This window comes from uncultured Piscinibacter sp. (assembly GCF_937952055.1).
Lineage (GTDB): Bacteria > Pseudomonadota > Gammaproteobacteria > Burkholderiales > Burkholderiaceae_C > Piscinibacter.
Genome location: NZ_CALFYO010000009.1, coordinates 38,075 through 55,696 on the forward strand (window position 1 = coordinate 38,075; position 17,622 = coordinate 55,696).

A 17,622-nucleotide genomic window follows, 5' to 3' on the forward strand; every position below is an offset into this window, starting at 1 on the left:
GAGACAGACGATGAAACCGGTTCTCAGTCTCGCCGCCGCGCTGCTCGCGCTGGCCGGTGCCGCCGCCCACGCGCAAGCCCCGCAAGGCATCAGCAAGAACGAGATCGTGCTCGGCTCGATCCAGGATCTCTCCGGCCCGATCGCCGGATTCGGCAAGCAGGTGCGCCAGGGCATGCTGCTGCGCGTGGACGAGCTCAACGAGCAAGGCGGCATCCACGGCCGCAAGATCAAGCTGCTCATCGAGGACTCGGCCTACGATCCGAAGAAGGCGGTGCTGGCGGCGCAGAAGCTGGTCAACCAGGACAAGATCTTCGCCATGGTCGCGCACATCGGCACGCCGACGAACAATGCCGCGATGCCGGTGCAGTTCGAGAAGAACGTCATCAACTTCTTCCCGGTCACCGCGGCGCGCGAGATGACCGAGCCGGTGCACAAGCTGAAGTTCGCCGGCGGCTCGAGCTACTACGACCAGATGCGCGTGGCGCTGCCCCGGCTGATCAAGGACAAGGGAGTGCAGAAGGTCTGCACGATCTACCAGGACGACGAGTTCGGCCTGGAGGTGTTCCGCGGTGCGGAGGCGGGCCTGAAGGCGCTGAACATGGACTTCGCCGAGAAGACCACCTACAAGCGCGGTGCGACCGATTTCTCGTCGCAGGTGGCGCGCATGAAGGCGGCCGGCTGCGAGCTGGTGGTGCTGGGCACGATCATCCGCGAGACCATCGGCACGATCGCCGAAGGCCGCAAGACGGGCTTCAATCCGGTCTACCTGGGATCGAGCGCGACCTACACCGACCTGATCCACAAGCTCGGCAAGAAGGCGATGGACGGCCTGTACGCCACGCACACCGTGCAGCATCCGTACATGGACGAGGTCTCGCCGAAGATCGCCTTCTGGGCGAAGAAGTACCAGACCAAGTTCGGCGACGACCCGACGGTGTTCTCCGTCTACGGCTACTCGGCGATCGACACCTTCATCCAGGCGGCACAGAAGGCCGGGCCGAACCTGACCACCGACAGCTTCATCAAGGCGATGGAGTCGATGACTTTCCCTCCGGACATGTTCGGTTCGGCCGAGCTGACCTTCAGCTCGACCAAGCGAGCGGGCAGCAACATGACACGCATGTCTCAGCTGCAGGACGAACGCTGGAAGCCTGTGACCGACTACGTGAAGCCGCAGTGACGCGCTGATGGAACGACACCGGGCCGCCGCGAGGCGGCCCTTTTCTTTGGGGGATCGACAGCGTGACGGGCCGCATGTCCGGCCGGGAATGGCAGGCGATTGCCGTCCATCTTGCGGGATCGACGAGCGCTCGCCTGAACACAATGGCCGTGACGGGCGAGCCCGTGGATGCGGCCTGCGGCAGGCTCCTGATGGCGAGGGGGAATCCGAACGATGTTGTCGCCTGCACGCCAGTGGCGTTCCGGTGTCGTTGCACCCCTGGCCGTGCTGTTGCTCGGGCTGGCCGCTGCCGCGACCGCAGGCCTGTGGCTGCAACGCAGCATCGACGCGCAGGCGCAGGCCGAGTTCGGACGAGCATGCGGACTGGGCCGGCTCCGCCGAGATGCTGCTGCGCGAGGCCGACGCACAACTGTATGCGGCCAAGTCGCGCGGGCGAAATCAGGCCTGCGGTGTCGCGCTGGGATCGCCCCTGGGTTCGACTCAGGACACGATGTAGGCGCCGGCACCCGTCGACAGCAGCTTGCCTTCGGCGCCGAAGAACTCCATGCGCGTGGAGGCCACCCGCGACCCCAGCCGCAGGACCTGTGCGCGCAACACGAAGCTCTCGCCGACGGCCGGGCGAAGATAGTCGATGCGCAGGTCGATGGTGCCGAGCTTGCCGAAGCGATGGAGGCGCTGCAGCGGCGCCTCGTCCATGTGGCGCGCACCGATCGCCGCCATCACCGCCAGTCCGCCCATCGCGTCCAGCCCGGCGCTGACCACGCCGCCGTGAAGACGGCGGTGGCCGTAGTGGCCGATCAGGTCTTCGCGCATGGCGATGCGGCCGCTCACGCCATCGCCCGAGACCTCGTCGATGCGCAGGCCGAGCAGGCGGTTGAAGACGATGCGTTGCTCGAAGATCTCCTTCAAGCCGTTGACGAACGAAGTTTCGAAGGCGGGACTCGGGCTCATGGGTTGTCGATGATGGCGGGGCAGTGTGTCGACCTCGATAATGCACTGTGAATGCAGGCAACCCGGAGGATGCGGCTGTGAGTCATGCAATGATCTTCGACGCCGTGCGCACGCCGCGCGGCAAGGGCAAGAGGGACGGCAGCCTGCACGAGGTCAAGCCGGTCGACCTGCTGGCGGGGCTGCTGGTGAAGCTGCAGAAGCGCCTGGACTTCGACCCCGCTGCGCTCGACGACGTGGTGATGGGCGTGGTCTCGCCGATCGGCGAGCAGGGCTCGGTGATCGCCAAGACGGCGGCGCTGAAGGCTGGTTGGGACTTCCGCGTCGCCGGCATGCAGATCAACCGCTTCTGCGCCTCCGGCCTGGAGGCGGTGAACCTGGCGGCGCAGAAGGTCGCCAGCGGCTGGGAAGATCTCGTCATCGCCGGCGGCGTGGAAAGCATGTCGCGCGTGCCGATCGGCAGCGACGGCGGCGCCTGGGCGCAGGATCCGGCGACCAACTTCGCCACCGGCTTCGTGCCTCAGGGCATCGGCGCCGACCTCATCGCCACGCTGGCCGGGTGGGGCCGCGAGGACGTGGATCGCTTCGCGCTCGTCTCGCAGCAGCGTGCCGCCGCCGCGCAAGCCGAAGGGCGCTTCGACCGCTCGGTGATCCCGGTGGACGACGAGATCGGCCTGCCGGTGCTGGAGCGTGACGAGTTCATCAAGCCGCGCACCACGCTCGAGGGGCTGTCGCAACTCAAACCGGCATTCGCCGAGCTCGGCGCGCTGGGCTTCGACGCGGTGGCGCTGGCGCGCTATCCGCAGGTCGAGCGCATCGAGCACGTGCACACGGCGGGCAATTCCTCGGGCATCGTCGACGGTGCGGCGGCGGTGCTGATCGGCAGCGAAGCGAAGGGCCGCGAGCTCGGCCTGGTGCCGCGCGGGCGCATCGTTGCCACCGCGCTGTCGGGCGCCGATCCGACCATCATGCTCACCGGCCCGATGCCGGCCACACGCAAGGCGCTCGCCAAGGCGCGCTTGACGGTGGACGACATCGACCTGTTCGAGGTCAACGAGGCGTTCGCAGCCGTGCCGATGCGCTTCATGAAGGAGATGAACGTGCCGCACGACAAGGTCAACGTCAACGGCGGCGCGATCGCGCTCGGTCACCCACTCGGCGCCACCGGCGCGATGCTGCTGGGCACGCTGCTGGACGAGCTGGAGCGGCGCCACCTGAAGCGTGGCCTGATCACGCTGTGCGTCGGCGGCGGCATGGGCATCGCGACGATCATCGAGAGGGTGTGAGCGTGCAGACGATCCGCTACGCGCTGGATGCCGAGGGCATCGCCACCATCACCCACGACGCGCCAGGCGCAGCGGTCAACACGATGACCGTGCAGTGGCAGGCCGACCTCGCCGAGGCGGTGGCGCGCGTCGAAGCCGACAAGGATCGCATCAAGGGCGTGCTGGTGATGTCCGGGAAGAAGACCTTCTTCGCCGGCGCGCAGCTCGACAGCGTGCTGAAGCTGAAGGCCGAGGATGCCGCCGCGGGCTTCCAGGGCATCGAGGCGATGAAGGCCTGCTTCCGCCGCCTCGAGACCATGGGCCGCCCGGTGGTGGCGTTGCTTGGCGGCGCGGCGCTCGGCGGCGGCTGGGAGCTGGCGCTGGCCGCGCACGCGCGCTTCGCGCTCGATGACCGCAAGATCCAGTTCGGCACGCCGGAGGTGTCGCTCGGGCTCATTCCCGGCGCCACCGGCATCACCAAGACGGTTCGCCTGCTTGGCCTGATGGCGGCGCAGCCCTACCTGATGGAAGGCAAGCTGTTCGGGCCACGCGAGGCGCTCGAACTGGGCCTCGTTGACGGCATCGGCTCGACGATGGAAGACCTTCACGAGATGGCGCTGGCCTGGATCGCCGAGCATCCGAACGCGATCCAGCCCTGGGACCGCAAGGATTACCGCATGCCCGGCGGCACGCCTGCGAATCCGAAGATCGCCGCGGGGCTGACGGTGGCGCCGGCGATGCTGGCGGCCAAGACGCATGGTCTCTACCCGGCCGCACAGGCCATCCTCGAGACCATGGTCGAAGGCGCGCTGGTCGACTACGACACTGCCACGCGCATCGAGAGCCGCAAGCTCGCGAAGATCATGGTCGGGCAGAACGCCAAGAACATGATCACGGCGTTCTTCTTCAACCTCAATGCCATCAAGGCCGGCAAGTCGCGTCCGCAGGGCTTCGCGCCGTGGCGGCCGGCGCAGGTCGGCGTGCTGGGCGCCGGCATGATGGGCGCCGGCATCGCGCACGCGAATGCCTCGCGCGGCATCCCCTGCGTGCTGAAGGACGTGACGCTCGAGAAGGCACGCGCCGGCCACGAGGCGGTGCGCAGGATCACCGCGCCGCTGGTCGCCAAGGGACGCATGGACGAGGCGGCCCAGGCTGCGCTGCTCGCTCGGGTCACGCCGACCGCCGAGGTCTCTGACCTGAATGGCTGCGACCTGATCATCGAGGCGGTGTTCGAGCAGCGCGAACTGAAGGCGCAGGTCACGCGCGAGGCCGAGCCCATGCTCGCGCGAGGGGGCGTGTTCGCGTCCAACACCTCCACGTTGCCGATCGGCGGCCTGGCGAAGGCGAGCGCCGCGCCGCAGCGCTTCATCGGCCTGCACTTCTTCTCGCCGGTGCACAGGATGAAGCTGGTCGAAATCATCCGCGGTGCGGCCACCGACGACGAGACGGTGGCGCGCGCCTACGACTACGTGCTGGCACTGGGCAAGACGCCGATCGTCGTCAACGACTCGCGCGGCTTCTTCACCAGCCGCGTGTTCGGCACCTTCGTGATGGAGGGTGCGGCGATGCTCGGCGAGGGCATGCCTGCGCCGCTGATCGAGCATGCCGCGGAGGCGGCCGGCATGCCGGTCGGGCCGCTCGCGGTGATCGACGAGACCTCGTTGTCGCTGTCGGTGCACGTGCTGGAGCAGACGCGCGCCGACCTCGCGGCGGCGGGGCAGCGCTACGAGCCGGGTGCCGGCGAGTTGCTGGTCGAGCGCATGGTCAAGGAGTTCAGGCGGACCGGCCGCGCCGGAGGCGGCGGCTTCTACGACTATCCCGAGGGCCAACCCAAGCGCCTGTGGCCGGGGTTGAAGCGGCACTTCGAGAGGCCAGGCGCCACCGCCGACCTGACGGCACTGAAGCAGCGGCTGCTGTACCGGCAGTCCATCGAAACGGCTCGCTGCCTGGCCGAGAACGTGCTCGCCAGCGTGCACGAGGCGAACATCGGCTCGATCTTCGGCATCGGCTTCCCGGCCTGGACGGGCGGTGCGATCCAGTTCGTTGCCTCCGAAGGCCTCGACACCTTTCTGCGCAACGCCGATGCGCTGGCGGCACACCACGGCGAGCGTTTTGCCGTCTCGCCGACGGTGCGCGAGGCGCTGCGGCGTGCGCTCGCCGGCTCGACCTGAACCGGAAATGAAGAAGCCCCGCAAGCGGGGCTTCGTTCAGGCGCTGGAGCGGATCACTTCAGGCCGAGGATCCAGGTCACCAGCTTCTTCGACTCGGCCTCGTTGACCTGGGCGTTGGCGGGCATCGGGATCTGGCCCCACACGCCCACGCCGCCCTTGATGACCTTGGCGGACAGCGTGTCCACCGCGTCCTTCTGGCCGGCGTACTTGGCGGCGATGTCCTTGTAGGACGGGCCGACCAGCTTCTTGTCGATGGCGTGGCAGGCCAGGCAGTTCTTGGCCTTGGCCAGCGCCTCGTCGGCCATGGCGGGGGCAGAGACGGTGGCGGCAGCCGCGACGAGAGCGAGAGCGGGGAACAGCTTCATGATTTCCTTTCGAGGTCAAACGGGAAATTCTGCGGATGTTTGCGCACCCGCCCAGCCGATCGGTCGGCTACAGTGTCAACAACGGATTGTAGGGGTGTCGGTTGACGCCTATCTTGCGGACGAATTCCGCACCCCGGGAGCGCGAGTCATGTATTTCATTGCCATCGGCGTGGTCATCATCCTGATGAACCTGCTGGGCATCGGCCCCCCCGCCGACTGGACCTGGAACATCAGCGGCGACCTGTGGAAGTTCTGCGTGCCTTTCGGCCTGGCGGCCGTGTGGTGGGCCTGGGCGGATGCCACGGGCTACAACAAGCGACGCGAGATGGAGAAGATGGAGCAGCGCCGCCAGGCACGCCGCCAGCAGAACCTCGAGGCGCTGGGCATGGACAAGGCCGCGCGCCGCGCCAAGAAGTCCGGCGGGCGCTGAGCCCCCCCGGGACCGCCCGACTCACTCGAACTTGTCGAGCACCGCCCCCGAACTGGCGCTGGACGCGTTCTTCGCGAACTTGGCCAGCACGCCGCGGGTGTAACGCGGCGCCGGGCGCGACCACGCCGCGCGGCGCTGGGCCAGCTCCGCGTCCGACACATTCAGTTGCAACGTCAGCGTGCGGGCGTCGATGGTGATCGAGTCGCCTTCCCGCACCAGTGCGATGTTGCCGCCCTCGAAGGCCTCCGGCGCCACGTGGCCGACCACCATGCCCCAGGTGCCACCCGAGAAGCGACCGTCCGTGATCAGGCCGACCGATTCGCCCAGGCCCTGGCCGATCAGCGCGCCGGTGGGCGCCAGCATCTCGGGCATGCCCGGCCCACCCTTGGGGCCCAGGTAGCGCAGCACCATCACGTCGCCGGCCTTGATCTGCCCCGCCATGATCGCCGCCAGTGCCGACTGTTCGTCGTCAAATACGCGCGCCGGTCCGGTGATGGCCGGGTTCTTCAGGCCGGTGATCTTGGCCACGCAGCCTTCCGGGCTCAGGTTGCCCTTCAGGATGGCCAGATGGCCCTGGGCATAGATCGGGTTGCCGATCGGCCGGATGACCTTCTGTTCGCTCGACAACTCGGGCACATCGGCCAGGCTCTCGGCCACCGTCTTGCCGGTGATGGTCATGCAGTCGCCGTGCAGCAGGCCGGCCTTGAGCAGTTCTTTCATCACCGCCGGGATGCCGCCGGCGCGGTGCAGGTCCACCGCCAGGTACTGGCCGCTGGGCTTGAGGTCGCACAGCACCGGCGTGCGCTGGCGCACGCGCTCGAAGTCGTCGATGGTCCAGTCCACGCCGGCGGCGTGCGCGATGGCGAGGAAGTGCAGCACCGCGTTGGTGGAGCCGCCCGTGGCCATGATCACCGCGACGGCGTTCTCGATGGCCTTCTTCGTGACGATGTCGCGCGGCTTGATGTCGTTCTTCACCGCCTCGACCAGCACCAGGGCGGCGCGCTCGACCATCGAGACGATCTCGCCCTCGACGTTGGCCATCGTCGACGCGTAGGGCAGCGACAGGCCCAGTGCCTCGAACGCCGAGCTCATCGTGTTCGCGGTGTACATGCCGCCGCAGCTGCCGCTGCCCGGGATGGCGTGGCGCTCGATCTGGCAGAAGTCCTCCTCGCTCATCTTGCCTGCGGAGTACTGGCCTACCGCCTCGAACACGCTGACGATGTTCAGGTCCTGTCCCTTGTAGCGGCCGGGCAGGATGGTGCCGCCGTAGATGTAGATCGCCGGTACGTTGGCGCGCAGCATGCCCATCATGCCGCCGGGCATGTTCTTGTCGCAGCCGCCGATCACCATCACGCCGTCCATCCACTGGCCGCCGACGCAGGTCTCGACGCAGTCGGCGATCACCTCCCGCGAGACCAGCGAGTACTTCATGCCCTCGGTACCCATCGCCATGCCGTCGCTGATGGTCGGCGTGCCGAAGATCTGCGGGTTGGCGCCGGCCTCCTTCAGGCCGATGACGGCGGCGTCGGCCAGCCGCTGCAGGCCGGAGTTGCAGGGGGTGATGGTCGAGTGGCCGTTGGCCACGCCGATCATCGGCTTCCTGAAATCGCCTTCCTGGTATCCCAGCGCGTAGTACATGGAGCGGTTCGGCGCACGGGCCACGCCTTCGGTGATGTTTGCGGAACGGCGGTTGATCTTCATCGGTCACTCCTTCAGCGGGGAGACGCATTGTCGTCCGCGGCCAAGCATGCGTCCAATCGATCTCGACGGACGAATTGATATGCTTGGTGTATGAGACACGGCGGGGCAGCGGCAACGGAGATCGAACTGCGCGTCTGGCGGCAGTTCCTCGCGCTGTCCGAGACGCTGCACTTCGGCCGCGCGGCACAGCGGCTGCACATGACGCAGCCGCCGCTGACGCAGGCCATCCAGCAGCTCGAGCGCCGCCTGGGCACCGTGCTGTTCGAACGCACCCGGCGCAGCGTGGCGCTCACACCCGCCGGCACGGCGTTGGTGGAGCCCGTACGTCAACTGCTGCAGCAGGCCGCGGCACTGGCCGCGCGCGCGCACGATGCCGCCGGTGGCGAACTTGGCCGCATCCGGCTCGGTTTCGTGTCCACGGTCGGCTTCGGACCGCTCCCACTGTGGCTGCGCACCTTCCGCGAGGCCCATCCCGGCATCGCCATCGAGCTGCGCGAGGCCACCGGCGACGTCCAGTTCGAGGCCTTCGCGCAACGTGAACTGGACGCCGGCTTCGTGCTGCACGCGCCGGGCATCGCGCCGCCGCCGCCGCTGCAACGGCTGTCGCTGGGCATCGAGTCACTCGTGCTGGCGCTGCCTGAAGCGGCGCCGAAGCGACTCACGGCGGCGCAGATCCTGCGCGAGCCGCTGGTGATCTTTCCGCGAGGCATTGCGCCTTCGCTGTACGACGCCGTGCTCGCCTTCTACCACCGCCATGGCGTGACGCCGGTGATCGCGCAGGAGGCGATCCAGATGCAGACCATCGTCAATCTGGTGTCCGCCGGTCTCGGCCTGGCCCTCGTGCCGCGATCGATGACGTTGCTGCAGCGTCCCGGCACGGTGTACCGCGCCTTGCCCGCATCGCTGGCGGATGCGGCGCCCCGCTGCGAGACCAGCCTGGTCTGGCGTCCCGACGCGCCACCGGCCGTGACGCGCTTCGTTGGGTTCGTGCGGGAACGCCTCTAGGGTATCGTTCGCGCTGCTCTCGAAGAGACTTCCATGCTCGTCCACCCACAATTCAGTCCGATCGCCCTGCAACTCGGTCCGGTGGCCATCCACTGGTACGGCATCACCTACCTCGTCGCCTTCGGCCTGTTCCTATGGCTGGCGGCGCGGCGCGCTGCATTGCCGCAGTTCGCGCAGGCCGGCTGGACGCGCCGCGACGTCGAGGATCTGCTCTTCTACGGTGTGCTCGGTGTGGTGATTGGCGGGCGGCTCGGCTATGTGCTCTTCTACAAGCCCGGCTACTACGCTGCGCACCCGTTCGAGGTGTTCGCCGTGTGGAAGGGCGGCATGGCCTTCCACGGCGGACTGCTCGGTGTGATTGCCGCGGTGGCGCTGTTCGGGCGCATGAGAGGCCGGCCGTTCCTGCAGGTCATGGACCTGATCGCGCCGGCCGTGCCCACCGGGCTGGCATCGGGGCGCATCGGCAACTTCATCAACGGCGAGCTTTGGGGCCGCCAGGCCGATGCGAGTCTGCCCTGGGCGATGGTCTTCCCGCAGTCGGGCAGCATGGTCCCGCGGCATCCGTCGCCGCTGTACCAGTTCCTCCTGGAAGGCTTGCTGCTGTTCGTGATCCTGTGGGTGTACGGCCGCAAGCCGCGCGGGCCGGGGCAGGTGGCGGGGCTGTTCCTGTTCGGCTACGGCGTGTTCCGCTTCATCGCCGAGTTCTTCCGCGAGCCGGATGCCTTCCTCGGTCTGCTGGCGCTCAACATGAGCATGGGCCAGTGGCTGTGCGTGCCGATGCTGATCGTCGGCGCGTGGTTGTGGCTGCGCGGTGCGCGCAAGGCGGCCTGAACGACATGCGACAGATCTTCCTCGACACCGAAACCACGGGCCTGAACGCCGAGTCCGGAGACCGCATCATCGAGATCGGCTGCGTGGAGATGCTCAACCGGCGCCTGTCCGGCCGCAACCTGCACTTCTACCTGAACCCCGAGCGTGCCAGCCACGAGGACGCAGTCAAGGTGCACGGGCTGACCGACGAGTTCCTCGCCGACAAGCCACTGTTCTCGGCCATCGTCGACGAGCTCATGGAATACCTCGCCGGCGCCGAGATCCTGATCCACAACGCAGCCTTCGACGTGGGCTTTCTCGACGCGGAACTGCGCCGGCTCGGCCGGCCCGCGTTCGAATCGCAGGTGGACACCGTCACCGACACGCTGCTGATGGCACGCGAGATGTTCCCGGGGAAGTCGAACTCGCTCGACGCGCTGTGCAAGCGGCTCGAGGTCGACAACGCCAGCCGCAGCCTGCATGGGGCGCTGCTCGACGCCGGTTTGCTGGCCGAGGTCTACATCCGCATGACGCGCGGCCAGGACTCGCTGGTCATCGACGAGGTCGAGGCCGCGTCGTCCGAGGTGGCGCTGGAGGCGGTGGATCTCTCGAGCTTCGTGCTGCCGGTGCTCGCGGCCGACGAGACCGAAATGCAGGCGCATGCCGCGTTGATCGCCGAGCTCGGCAAGGCCAGCGGCGGCAAGACCGTGTGGCAGCCGGCGGAGCCGGCTGTGGTATAATGCAAGGCTCTGCGGATCGCGAGGGCGGCTAGCTCAGGGGTAGAGCATCGCATTCACACTGCGGGGGTCGGGGGTTCGAAACCCTCGCCGCCCACCACCGATCCAGCAAACACAGCATCCGCGGCCGGGCTCCCTCCCGGCCGTTCGCTTTTGCGGGAGGCGGGTCTGCGGTCATGGACAGTGTCGATGCCCTGGTGATCGGAGCCGGCGTGGTCGGTCTCGCGGTGGGACGCGCACTCGCCTGCAGCGGACTGGAAACGGTGGTGCTCGAACGCGCCGATGCGATCGGCACCGGCACCAGTTCGCGCAACAGCGAGGTCATCCACGCCGGCCTGTACTACCCGGCCGGATCGCTGAAGGCGCGCCTCTGCGTGCAGGGGCGGCAGCAGCTTTACGCATTTTGTGCGTCGCACGGCGTGTCGCACCGGCGTTGCGGCAAGCTCGTCGTGGCCACGTCGACGGATCAGCATGCCGCGCTGGAGGCCACACGCATCCGGGCCGCCGCGAATGGTGTGGCGCTGCAGCGGCTCGAAGGCGAGGCCGCCCGCGCACTGGAACCCGCACTGCGCTGCACTGCCGCGTTGCTCTCGCCGGAGACCGGCATCGTCGACAGCCATGGCCTGATGCTCGCGCTGCTGGGCGACATGGAGCGCGCCGGCGGCGCGCTGGCGTTGCGCTCGCCGGTGCTCGGCGTGCATTGCGGCCAGGCCGAGCATGTCGTGGAGGTCGGTGGCGACGCTGCGATGGCGCTGTCGGCGCGGATCGTCGTCAATGCCGCCGGCCTGTGGGCGCCGGCCGTGGCCGCCTCGATGAGCGGCCTGCCGGCGCGGCACGTGCCGCGCGGCTTTCATGCCAAGGGCAACTACTTCTCGCTCGCCGGCCGCGCGCCGTTCACCCGGCTGATCTACCCTGTGCCTGAACAGGCGGGGCTGGGCGTGCACCTGACGCTGGACCTCGGCGGACAGGCACGCTTCGGGCCCGACGTGCAATGGCTCGCCGAAGGCTCGCCGGACGACATCGACTACCGCGTCGACGCTTCGCGTGCCGACGGCTTCTACGCCGAGATCCGGCGCTATTGGCCCGATCTGCGCGATGGCGCGCTGCAACCGGCCTACAGCGGCGTGCGCCCCAAGCTGGGCGGACCCGGCACGGCGGCCGCAGACTTCGTGCTGCAGGGGCCCGTCGAGCACGGCATCGCGGGGCTCGTGAACCTGTTCGGCATCGAGTCGCCCGGCCTCACCGCCAGCCTCGCCATCGCCGACGAGGTGCTGCGCCGTCTGGGGCGCGAGGGCTCAGGCGCCTGAGGGGGCGGGGCGCTGCCAGCGCCCCTCGATCAGCAGTTCGTGCGGGGCGAACTGCGCCTTGTAATCCATCTTCTCGCTCTGCGCGATCCAGTAGCCGAGGTAGACATGCGGCAGCTTCAGCGCGCGCGTCTGCTCGATCTGCCACAGCACGTTGTAGGTGCCGTAGCTGCTGCGCGGCTCGGGCTCGAAGAAGGTGTAGACCGCCGACAGCCCGTCGTTGAGGATGTCGAGGATGGAGACCATCTTCAATGCGCCCAGGCTGCCGTCGGCGGCCGGCTCGCGGAACTCGACCAGCCGCGAGTTGACGCGGCTCTGCAGCAGGAACTGGGTGTACTGGTCGATCGAGTCGTGGTCCATGCCGCCGCCGCTGTGGCGGCCCGCCTGGTAGCGCAGGTAGAGCTGGTAGTGCTCGGGCACGAAGCACAGCCGAAGCACGCGCGCCTGCAGGTGCCGGTGGGCCCGCCAGGCGCGGCGCTGGCTGCGCGTCGGCTCGAACGTGGCCACCGGCACGCGCAACGGCACGCAGGAGCGGCAGCCGTCGCAATAGGGTCGGTAGGTGAACATGCCGCTGCGCCGGAAGCCGTTGGCAACCAGGCCCGAGTAGGCGTCGGCATGGATCAGGTGGCTGGGCGTGGCGACCTGCGAGCGTGCCATGCGGCCGGCCACATAGCTGCACGGGTACGGTGCGGTGGCGTAGAACTGCAGCGAAGCGAGCGGTAGTTCTTTCGGGTGCGTCACGGGCCGGGGTCCTGCTCGGCATCGGCGCCGAAACCAAGGTGGCGCCACAGCGCCGCATCATAGGTCCAATCGCGAATCGGATCGGCCCCCAGGGCAAGGGACAGCCGCCGCTCGAACTCGGCGCGCGGCAGTTCGCGGCCGCCCAGCGAGGCGAGGTGGCCGGTGCGCTGCTGGCAGTCGATCATCGCCACGCCGTGCTCGCGGCAGAAGCACACCAGCGCCGCCAGCGCGATCTTCGAAGCATCGGTGCGGTGCGAGAACATCGACTCTCCGAAGAACATGCGACCGAGTCCGACGCCATAGAGTCCACCGGCCAGTTCGCCGTCGACCCAGGTCTCGACGCTGTGCACCATTCCGAGTCGGTGCCAGTCGGCGTAGGCCTCCACCATCTCCGGCACGATCCAGGTGCCATCCTGGCCCTCGCGTGGCGTACTGGCGCAGGCGCCGATGACGCGGCGGAATGCCGTGTCGATGCGCACCGCGCAGCCCGGTGTGCGGACGAACCTGGCGATCGTCTTGCGCAGCGAGCGCTTCAGGCGGAACTCGTCGACGAGCAGCACCATGCGCGGGTCGGGCGACCACCACAGCACCGGCTGGCCTTCGCTGTACCAGGGGAACACTCCCTTCGAGTAGGCCTCGGTGAGGCGCTTGGGGGTCAGCTCGCCTCCGGCGGCGAGCAGGCCGGGCGCTTCCGAGCCCGGTGGCAGCGCGCGCCGCGTGTCCGGCAGCGCGTCTTGCGGGCCGCGCAGCCAGGGGATCACGTCAGTTGCTGAACGCAGCAATGCCGGTGATCGCGCGGCCGAGGATCAGCGCGTGCACGTCATGCGTGCCCTCGTAGGTATTGACCACCTCGAGGTTGACGAGGTGGCGGGCCACGCCGAACTCGTCGCTGATGCCGTTGCCGCCCATCATGTCGCGCGCCATGCGGGCGATGTCCAGCGCCTTGCCGCAGCTGTTGCGCTTCATGATCGAGGTCACCTCGACCGATGCGGTGCCCTCGTCCTTCATGCGGCCCAGGCGCAGGCAGCCCTGCAGGCCCAGCGTGATCTCGGTTTCCATGTCGGCCAGCTTCTTCTGGATGAGCTGGTTGGCGGCCAGCGGGCGGCCGAACTGCTGGCGGTCGAGCACGTACTGCCGCGCGCGGGTGAAGCAGTCTTCCGCGGCGCCGAGCGCACCCCAGGCGATGCCGAAGCGTGCACTGTTCAGGCAGGTGAACGGGCCCTTCAGGCCGCGCACCTCGGGGAAGGCATTCTCCTCGGGGCAGAACACGCGGTCCATGACGATCTCGCCGGTGATCGAGGCGCGCAGGCCCACCTTGCCGTGCACGGCGGGCGCGCTCAGCCCTTTCCACCCCTTCTCGAGCACGAAGCCGCGGATCTGGCCGCCGTCGTCCTTGGCCCAGACGACGAACACGTCGGCGATCGGGCTGTTGCTGATCCACATCTTCGAGCCGGACAATTCGTAGCCGCCGTCGACCTTCTTCGCGCGGGTGATCATGCTGCCCGGGTCGGAGCCGTGGTTCGGCTCGGTCAGGCCGAAGCAACCGATCCACTGGCCGCTGGCGAGCTTGGGCAGGTACTTCTGCTTCTGCGCCTCGGTGCCGAACGTGTGGATCGGCACCATCACCAGCGAGCTCTGCACGCTCATCATCGAGCGGTAGCCGGAATCGACGCGCTCCACCTCGCGGGCGATCAGCCCGTAGCAGACATAGTTCAGGCCGGCGCCGCCGTAGGCCTCCGGGATGGTGGGGCCGAGCAGGCCGAGCTCGCCCATCTCGCGGAAGATCGCCGGATCGGTCTTCTCGTGGCGGAAGGCGTCGAGCACGCGCGGCGCGAGCCGGCCCTGGCAGTAGTCGCGTGCGGCGTTGCGCACGGCACGTTCGTCGTCGCTGAGCTGCTGCTCGAGCAGCAGCGGGTCGTCCCACTGGAAAACGGCGGCTTGGCTGGCCATGATCACACTCCTTCGCGAGGCGTCGAGTATGGCAGCGCGGGCGTGTCGCCGGCGTGCCAGGCGGCGCAAGGCGAGCATGGTATACGCAGCCCCCATGACGCAAGAAACCGCCTTCGGCATCGCCGACCGTGCCTTCGACACCATCGCCGAATGCATCCGCCGCCAAGCCCGGCAGCGGCCCGCCGCGCCGGCGCTGTCGGACGGCGAGACGGCGCTGAGCTACGGGGCGCTGGACGCACGCATGGACCGCGTCGCCGCCGCGCTGCAGCGCGACGGCCTGGCGCCGGGCGAGGCCATTGCCCTGTGTGCCGCGCCCTCGGTGGCGCAGGCGACGCTGTTCCTCGGCGCGCTGCGCGCCGGCGCGGTGGTCGCGCCGCTGGCCCCCGGCAGCACTCCGGCCAGCCTGGCGCGCATGCTGGCCGATGCGCAGGCGACGCGGCTGTTCGTCGACGCCGGCAGCGAGGCCGAGTTCGCCGGCAACGCGCTGCCGCGCACGCGGCTCGACGCCGACCTCGAAGCCTGGCTCGCGCCCGAGGGCACGTCGCCGCGGCCGGTGGAGATTCACCCCGAGTCGCCGTTCAACATCATCTACTCGTCGGGCACCACCGGAGAGCCCAAGGGCATCGTGCAGCCGCACGGCATGCGCTGGGCCCATGTGCGGCGCGGACTGCCCTATGGCTACGGGCCGGGCGCGGTGACGCTGCTGGCCACGCCGCTGTACTCGAACACCACGCTGGTGGTGTTCTTCCCTTCGCTGGCCTTCGGCGGCGAGGTCGTGCTGACGAGGAAGTTCGATGCGCTGGCCTACCTGCAGCTCGCGCAGCGCGTGCATGCCACGCACACCATGCTGGTGCCGGTGCAATACCAGCGCCTGATGGCCCACGAGCAGTTCGACCGCTTCGACCTGTCGGCCTTCCGCTTGAAGTTCTGCACCAGCGCGCCGTTTCCCGCGGCGCTGAAGGCCGAGGTGCTCAGGCGCTGGCCGGGCGGCCTGGTCGAGTTCTACGGCATGACCGAAGGCGGAGGCACCTGCATCCTGGAGGCCCATCTTCACCGCGACAAGCTGCACACCGTCGGCAAGCCGGCGCCCGGCACCGACACGCGCCTGATCGACGACGCCGGCCACGAGCTGGCGGCCGGCGCCACCGGCGAGGTGGTCGGTCATTCGCCCGGCATGATGGTCGGCTACCACCGCCGCCCCGATGCCACGCGCGAGGCCGAGTGGTTCGATGCGACCGGCAAGCGCTTCATCCGCACGGGCGACATCGGACGATTCGATGCCGACGGCTTCCTCGTCCTGCTGGACCGCCGCAAGGACATGATCATCTCCGGCGGCTTCAACATCTACCCGAGCGACCTGGAGGCGCAACTGCGCGAACATCCTGCCGTGACCGATGCCGCCGTGGTCGGCGTGCCCTCGGCGCAATGGGGCGAGACGCCGGTGGCCTTCGTCGTGTGCCGGCCGGGTCACGCCGCGGAGGCGCGGGCGCTGCGCGATTGGCTCAATGCGCGCGTCGGCAAGACGCAGCGGCTGGCCGCCCTGCACCTCGTCGACGAACTGCCGCGCAGCGCCATCGGCAAGGTGCTCAAGCGCGAGTTGCGCGAACGGCATGCCGCCATGGCACCATGTCGGCCATGAACCCCGCCGAAGAAGCGCCCGTACACCGCATTGTCGTGGTCGGCGGCGGTGCCGGCGGGCTCGAGCTCGTCACGCAGCTGGGCGACAGGCTCGGCAAGAAGGGTCGGGCGCACGTCACGCTGATCGAGAAGGCGCGTACCCATTTCTGGAAGCCGCACCTGCACGAGATCGCTGCCGGCAGCACCGACCTGCACGAGCATGCCACCGACTATCTGGCGCAATCGCACTGGCATGGCTTCCGCTACCGCGTCGGCGAGATGGTGGGCCTGGACCGCGACAAGCGCGAGGTGATCGTCGCTCCGGCGATCGACGAGGAGGGGGCGCCGATCACGCCACCCTACACGCGCGGCTACGACACGCTGGTGATGGCGGTGGGCAGCCTGACCAACGACTTCGGCACCCCGGGCGTCGCCGAGCACGCGATCGCGCTGGAGACGCCGGCGCAGGCCGAGCGCTTTCACCGTCGCCTGGTCAACGCCTGCATCCGTGCGCACATGCAGAGCGAGCCGCTGTCGCCGCGGCAGCTGCAGGTGGCCATCATCGGCGCGGGCGCCACCGGCGTGGAGCTGGCGGCCGAGCTGCACAAGGCGACGCGTGCGCTCGTCTCCTACAACCTCGAGCGCATCGACCCCGAGCGCGACATCCGGCTCAACCTGATCGAGGCCGGTCCGCGCATCCTGCCAGCGCTGCCGGAGCGCATCTCGGGCGCGGCGCATGGTCTGCTGGCCAGCCTGGGCGTGCGCGTGCGCACCAACTCGCGCGTGACCGAGGTGAGCGCCGAGGGCGTCCACCTTGCCGGCGGCGAGACCATTCCGGCCGAGTTGGTGGTGTGGGCGGCCGGCGTGAAGGCGCCGGACTTCCTGCGCGAGCTCGGTGGTCTGGAGAGCAACCGCCTCAATCAGCTGGTGGTGGAAAGCACGCTGCAGACCACGCGCGACCCGGCCGTCTTCGCGCTCGGCGACTGCGCGGCGGCGCCCTGGCTCGGGCACGAGGGCAACGTGCCGCCGCGCGCGCAAGCGGCGCATCAGCAGGCCTCGCACCTGGTCGAGCAACTGCAGCGGCGCATCGAGGGCAAGCCGCTGCAGCCCTGGCGCTACCGCGACTTCGGCTCGCTCGTCTCGCTGGGCGAGTACAGCACGGTGGGCAACCTGATGGGCAACCTGGTCGGCGGCAACCTGTGGGTCGAGGGACTGTTCGCGCGCACCATGTACCTGTCCTTGTACAAGATGCACGAGGTGGCGCTGCACGGCTTCTGGCGCACCGCGCTCGGCTCGCTGAGCCGGCTGATGACGCGCAGCACGGAACCGCGCGTCAAGCTGCACTAGCCAACCAGCGGACGCCAGATTGGCGCAGGGCGCGGGGGTCCCGCGGGTGCA

At 68.9% G+C, this 17,622-nt stretch carries 16 protein-coding genes and 1 tRNA gene; 11 read left to right on the forward strand and 6 right to left on the reverse strand.

Annotated features, from left to right (window positions below; genetic code table 11):
* Window positions 1–10 precede the first annotated feature (10 nt).
* Window positions 11–1,180 carry an ABC transporter substrate-binding protein gene (locus Q0599_RS02615; protein ID WP_298825222.1) on the forward strand — a complete coding sequence of 390 codons (1,170 nt, stop codon included), beginning with the start codon at window positions 11–13 and terminating at the stop codon, window positions 1,178–1,180.
* 480 nt (window positions 1,181–1,660) lie between these two features.
* Here the strand turns inward: Q0599_RS02615 and Q0599_RS02620 are convergent, their stop codons facing one another.
* Window positions 1,661–2,131, reverse strand: coding sequence for a thioesterase family protein (locus Q0599_RS02620; protein WP_298825224.1), 471 nt, complete (start codon window positions 2,129–2,131; stop codon window positions 1,661–1,663).
* A 77-nt stretch (window positions 2,132–2,208) separates the two neighbouring features.
* Here Q0599_RS02620 and Q0599_RS02625 point away from each other — a divergent pair, with 77 nt between their 5' ends.
* Together Q0599_RS02625 and Q0599_RS02630 are read left to right on the forward strand one after the other, a co-directional pair.
* Window positions 2,209–3,414 carry an acetyl-CoA C-acetyltransferase gene (locus Q0599_RS02625; protein WP_298825227.1) on the forward strand — a complete coding sequence of 402 codons (1,206 nt, stop codon included), beginning with the start codon at window positions 2,209–2,211 and terminating at the stop codon, window positions 3,412–3,414.
* 2 nt (window positions 3,415–3,416) lie between these two features.
* Entirely contained in the window at window positions 3,417–5,564 is a 2,148-nt protein-coding gene (locus Q0599_RS02630) for a 3-hydroxyacyl-CoA dehydrogenase NAD-binding domain-containing protein (RefSeq protein ID WP_298825230.1), read from the forward strand.
* A 53-nt stretch (window positions 5,565–5,617) separates the two neighbouring features.
* Here the strand turns inward: Q0599_RS02630 and Q0599_RS02635 are convergent, their stop codons facing one another.
* Window positions 5,618–5,929 (reverse strand): c-type cytochrome, encoded by a 312-nt coding sequence (locus tag Q0599_RS02635; protein ID WP_298825233.1) that lies wholly within the window; start codon window positions 5,927–5,929, stop codon window positions 5,618–5,620.
* Between the two features lie 148 nt (window positions 5,930–6,077).
* On the opposite strand from Q0599_RS02635, the gene Q0599_RS02640 reads away from it, so the two are divergent.
* On the forward strand, window positions 6,078–6,359 hold the full coding sequence (locus Q0599_RS02640) for a TIGR04438 family Trp-rich protein (protein WP_298825236.1): 282 nt from the start codon (window positions 6,078–6,080) through the stop codon (window positions 6,357–6,359).
* A 21-nt stretch (window positions 6,360–6,380) separates the two neighbouring features.
* On the opposite strand, the gene ilvD is transcribed toward Q0599_RS02640, so the two are convergent.
* Window positions 6,381–8,060 (reverse strand): dihydroxy-acid dehydratase, encoded by a 1,680-nt coding sequence (gene ilvD / locus Q0599_RS02645; protein ID WP_298825239.1) that lies wholly within the window; start codon window positions 8,058–8,060, stop codon window positions 6,381–6,383.
* 90 nt (window positions 8,061–8,150) lie between these two features.
* On the opposite strand from ilvD, the gene Q0599_RS02650 reads away from it, so the two are divergent.
* The 5 genes from Q0599_RS02650 to Q0599_RS02670 all read left to right on the forward strand — a co-directional run bounded on the left by Q0599_RS02650 (window position 8,151) and on the right by Q0599_RS02670 (window position 11,919).
* Window positions 8,151–9,065, forward strand: coding sequence for a LysR family transcriptional regulator (locus tag Q0599_RS02650; protein ID WP_298825242.1), 915 nt, complete (start codon window positions 8,151–8,153; stop codon window positions 9,063–9,065).
* 33 nt (window positions 9,066–9,098) lie between these two features.
* Entirely contained in the window at window positions 9,099–9,896 is a 798-nt protein-coding gene (gene lgt, locus Q0599_RS02655; RefSeq protein ID WP_298825245.1) for a prolipoprotein diacylglyceryl transferase, read from the forward strand.
* 5 nt (window positions 9,897–9,901) lie between these two features.
* Entirely contained in the window at window positions 9,902–10,615 is a 714-nt protein-coding gene (dnaQ, locus tag Q0599_RS02660; protein ID WP_298825246.1) for a DNA polymerase III subunit epsilon, read from the forward strand.
* Between the two features lie 22 nt (window positions 10,616–10,637).
* Window positions 10,638–10,712 (forward strand) — tRNA-Val (locus Q0599_RS02665).
* 76 nt (window positions 10,713–10,788) lie between these two features.
* Window positions 10,789–11,919: an NAD(P)/FAD-dependent oxidoreductase gene (locus tag Q0599_RS02670; RefSeq protein WP_298825249.1), complete on the forward strand. Its 1,131-nt coding sequence runs from the start codon at window positions 10,789–10,791 to the stop codon at window positions 11,917–11,919.
* Here Q0599_RS02670 and Q0599_RS02675 read toward each other — a convergent pair.
* From Q0599_RS02675 to Q0599_RS02685, 3 genes are read right to left on the reverse strand one after another with little or no spacing between them, the layout of a single operon-like run.
* Window positions 11,908–12,657 carry an arginyltransferase gene (locus Q0599_RS02675; RefSeq protein WP_298825253.1) on the reverse strand — a complete coding sequence of 250 codons (750 nt, stop codon included), beginning with the start codon at window positions 12,655–12,657 and terminating at the stop codon, window positions 11,908–11,910. The genes Q0599_RS02670 and Q0599_RS02675 overlap by 12 nt on opposite strands.
* A complete protein-coding gene (gene aat / locus Q0599_RS02680) occupies window positions 12,654–13,418 on the reverse strand; it encodes a leucyl/phenylalanyl-tRNA--protein transferase (RefSeq protein ID WP_298825256.1) in 765 nt (254 codons plus the stop codon). The genes Q0599_RS02675 and aat overlap by 4 nt, the downstream gene beginning before the upstream one ends.
* Window position 13,419: 1 nt before the next feature.
* A complete protein-coding gene (locus Q0599_RS02685; protein ID WP_298825259.1) occupies window positions 13,420–14,607 on the reverse strand; it encodes an acyl-CoA dehydrogenase in 1,188 nt (395 codons plus the stop codon).
* Between the two features lie 94 nt (window positions 14,608–14,701).
* Between Q0599_RS02685 and Q0599_RS02690 the strand changes: the two genes are divergently transcribed.
* Together Q0599_RS02690 and Q0599_RS02695 are read left to right on the forward strand one after the other, a co-directional pair.
* Window positions 14,702–16,246: a class I adenylate-forming enzyme family protein gene (locus tag Q0599_RS02690; RefSeq protein WP_298825261.1), complete on the forward strand. Its 1,545-nt coding sequence runs from the start codon at window positions 14,702–14,704 to the stop codon at window positions 16,244–16,246.
* A complete protein-coding gene (locus Q0599_RS02695; protein ID WP_298825263.1) occupies window positions 16,243–17,571 on the forward strand; it encodes an NAD(P)/FAD-dependent oxidoreductase in 1,329 nt (442 codons plus the stop codon). The genes Q0599_RS02690 and Q0599_RS02695 overlap by 4 nt, the downstream gene beginning before the upstream one ends.
* The last annotated feature ends 51 nt before the right edge of the window (window positions 17,572–17,622 follow it).

Bases quoted from the DNA above. Each gene is read 5' to 3' on its own strand.
- Q0599_RS02615 (WP_298825222.1), top strand. From the start codon at position 11: ATGAAACCGGTTCTCAGTCTCGCCGCCGCGCTGCTCGCGCTGGCCGGT.
- Q0599_RS02620 (WP_298825224.1), bottom strand. From the start codon at position 2,131: ATGAGCCCGAGTCCCGCCTTCGAAACTTCGTTCGTCAACGGCTTGAAG.
- Q0599_RS02635 (WP_298825233.1), bottom strand. From the start codon at position 5,929: ATGAAGCTGTTCCCCGCTCTCGCTCTCGTCGCGGCTGCCGCCACCGTC.
- Q0599_RS02640 (WP_298825236.1), top strand. From the start codon at position 6,078: ATGTATTTCATTGCCATCGGCGTGGTCATCATCCTGATGAACCTGCTG.
- ilvD (WP_298825239.1), bottom strand. From the start codon at position 8,060: ATGAAGATCAACCGCCGTTCCGCAAACATCACCGAAGGCGTGGCCCGT.
- Q0599_RS02650 (WP_298825242.1), top strand. From the start codon at position 8,151: ATGAGACACGGCGGGGCAGCGGCAACGGAGATCGAACTGCGCGTCTGG.
- lgt (WP_298825245.1), top strand. From the start codon at position 9,099: ATGCTCGTCCACCCACAATTCAGTCCGATCGCCCTGCAACTCGGTCCG.
- dnaQ (WP_298825246.1), top strand. From the start codon at position 9,902: ATGCGACAGATCTTCCTCGACACCGAAACCACGGGCCTGAACGCCGAG.
- Q0599_RS02670 (WP_298825249.1), top strand. From the start codon at position 10,789: ATGGACAGTGTCGATGCCCTGGTGATCGGAGCCGGCGTGGTCGGTCTC.
- Q0599_RS02685 (WP_298825259.1), bottom strand. From the start codon at position 14,607: ATGGCCAGCCAAGCCGCCGTTTTCCAGTGGGACGACCCGCTGCTGCTC.
- Q0599_RS02690 (WP_298825261.1), top strand. From the start codon at position 14,702: ATGACGCAAGAAACCGCCTTCGGCATCGCCGACCGTGCCTTCGACACC.
- Q0599_RS02695 (WP_298825263.1), top strand. From the start codon at position 16,243: ATGAACCCCGCCGAAGAAGCGCCCGTACACCGCATTGTCGTGGTCGGC.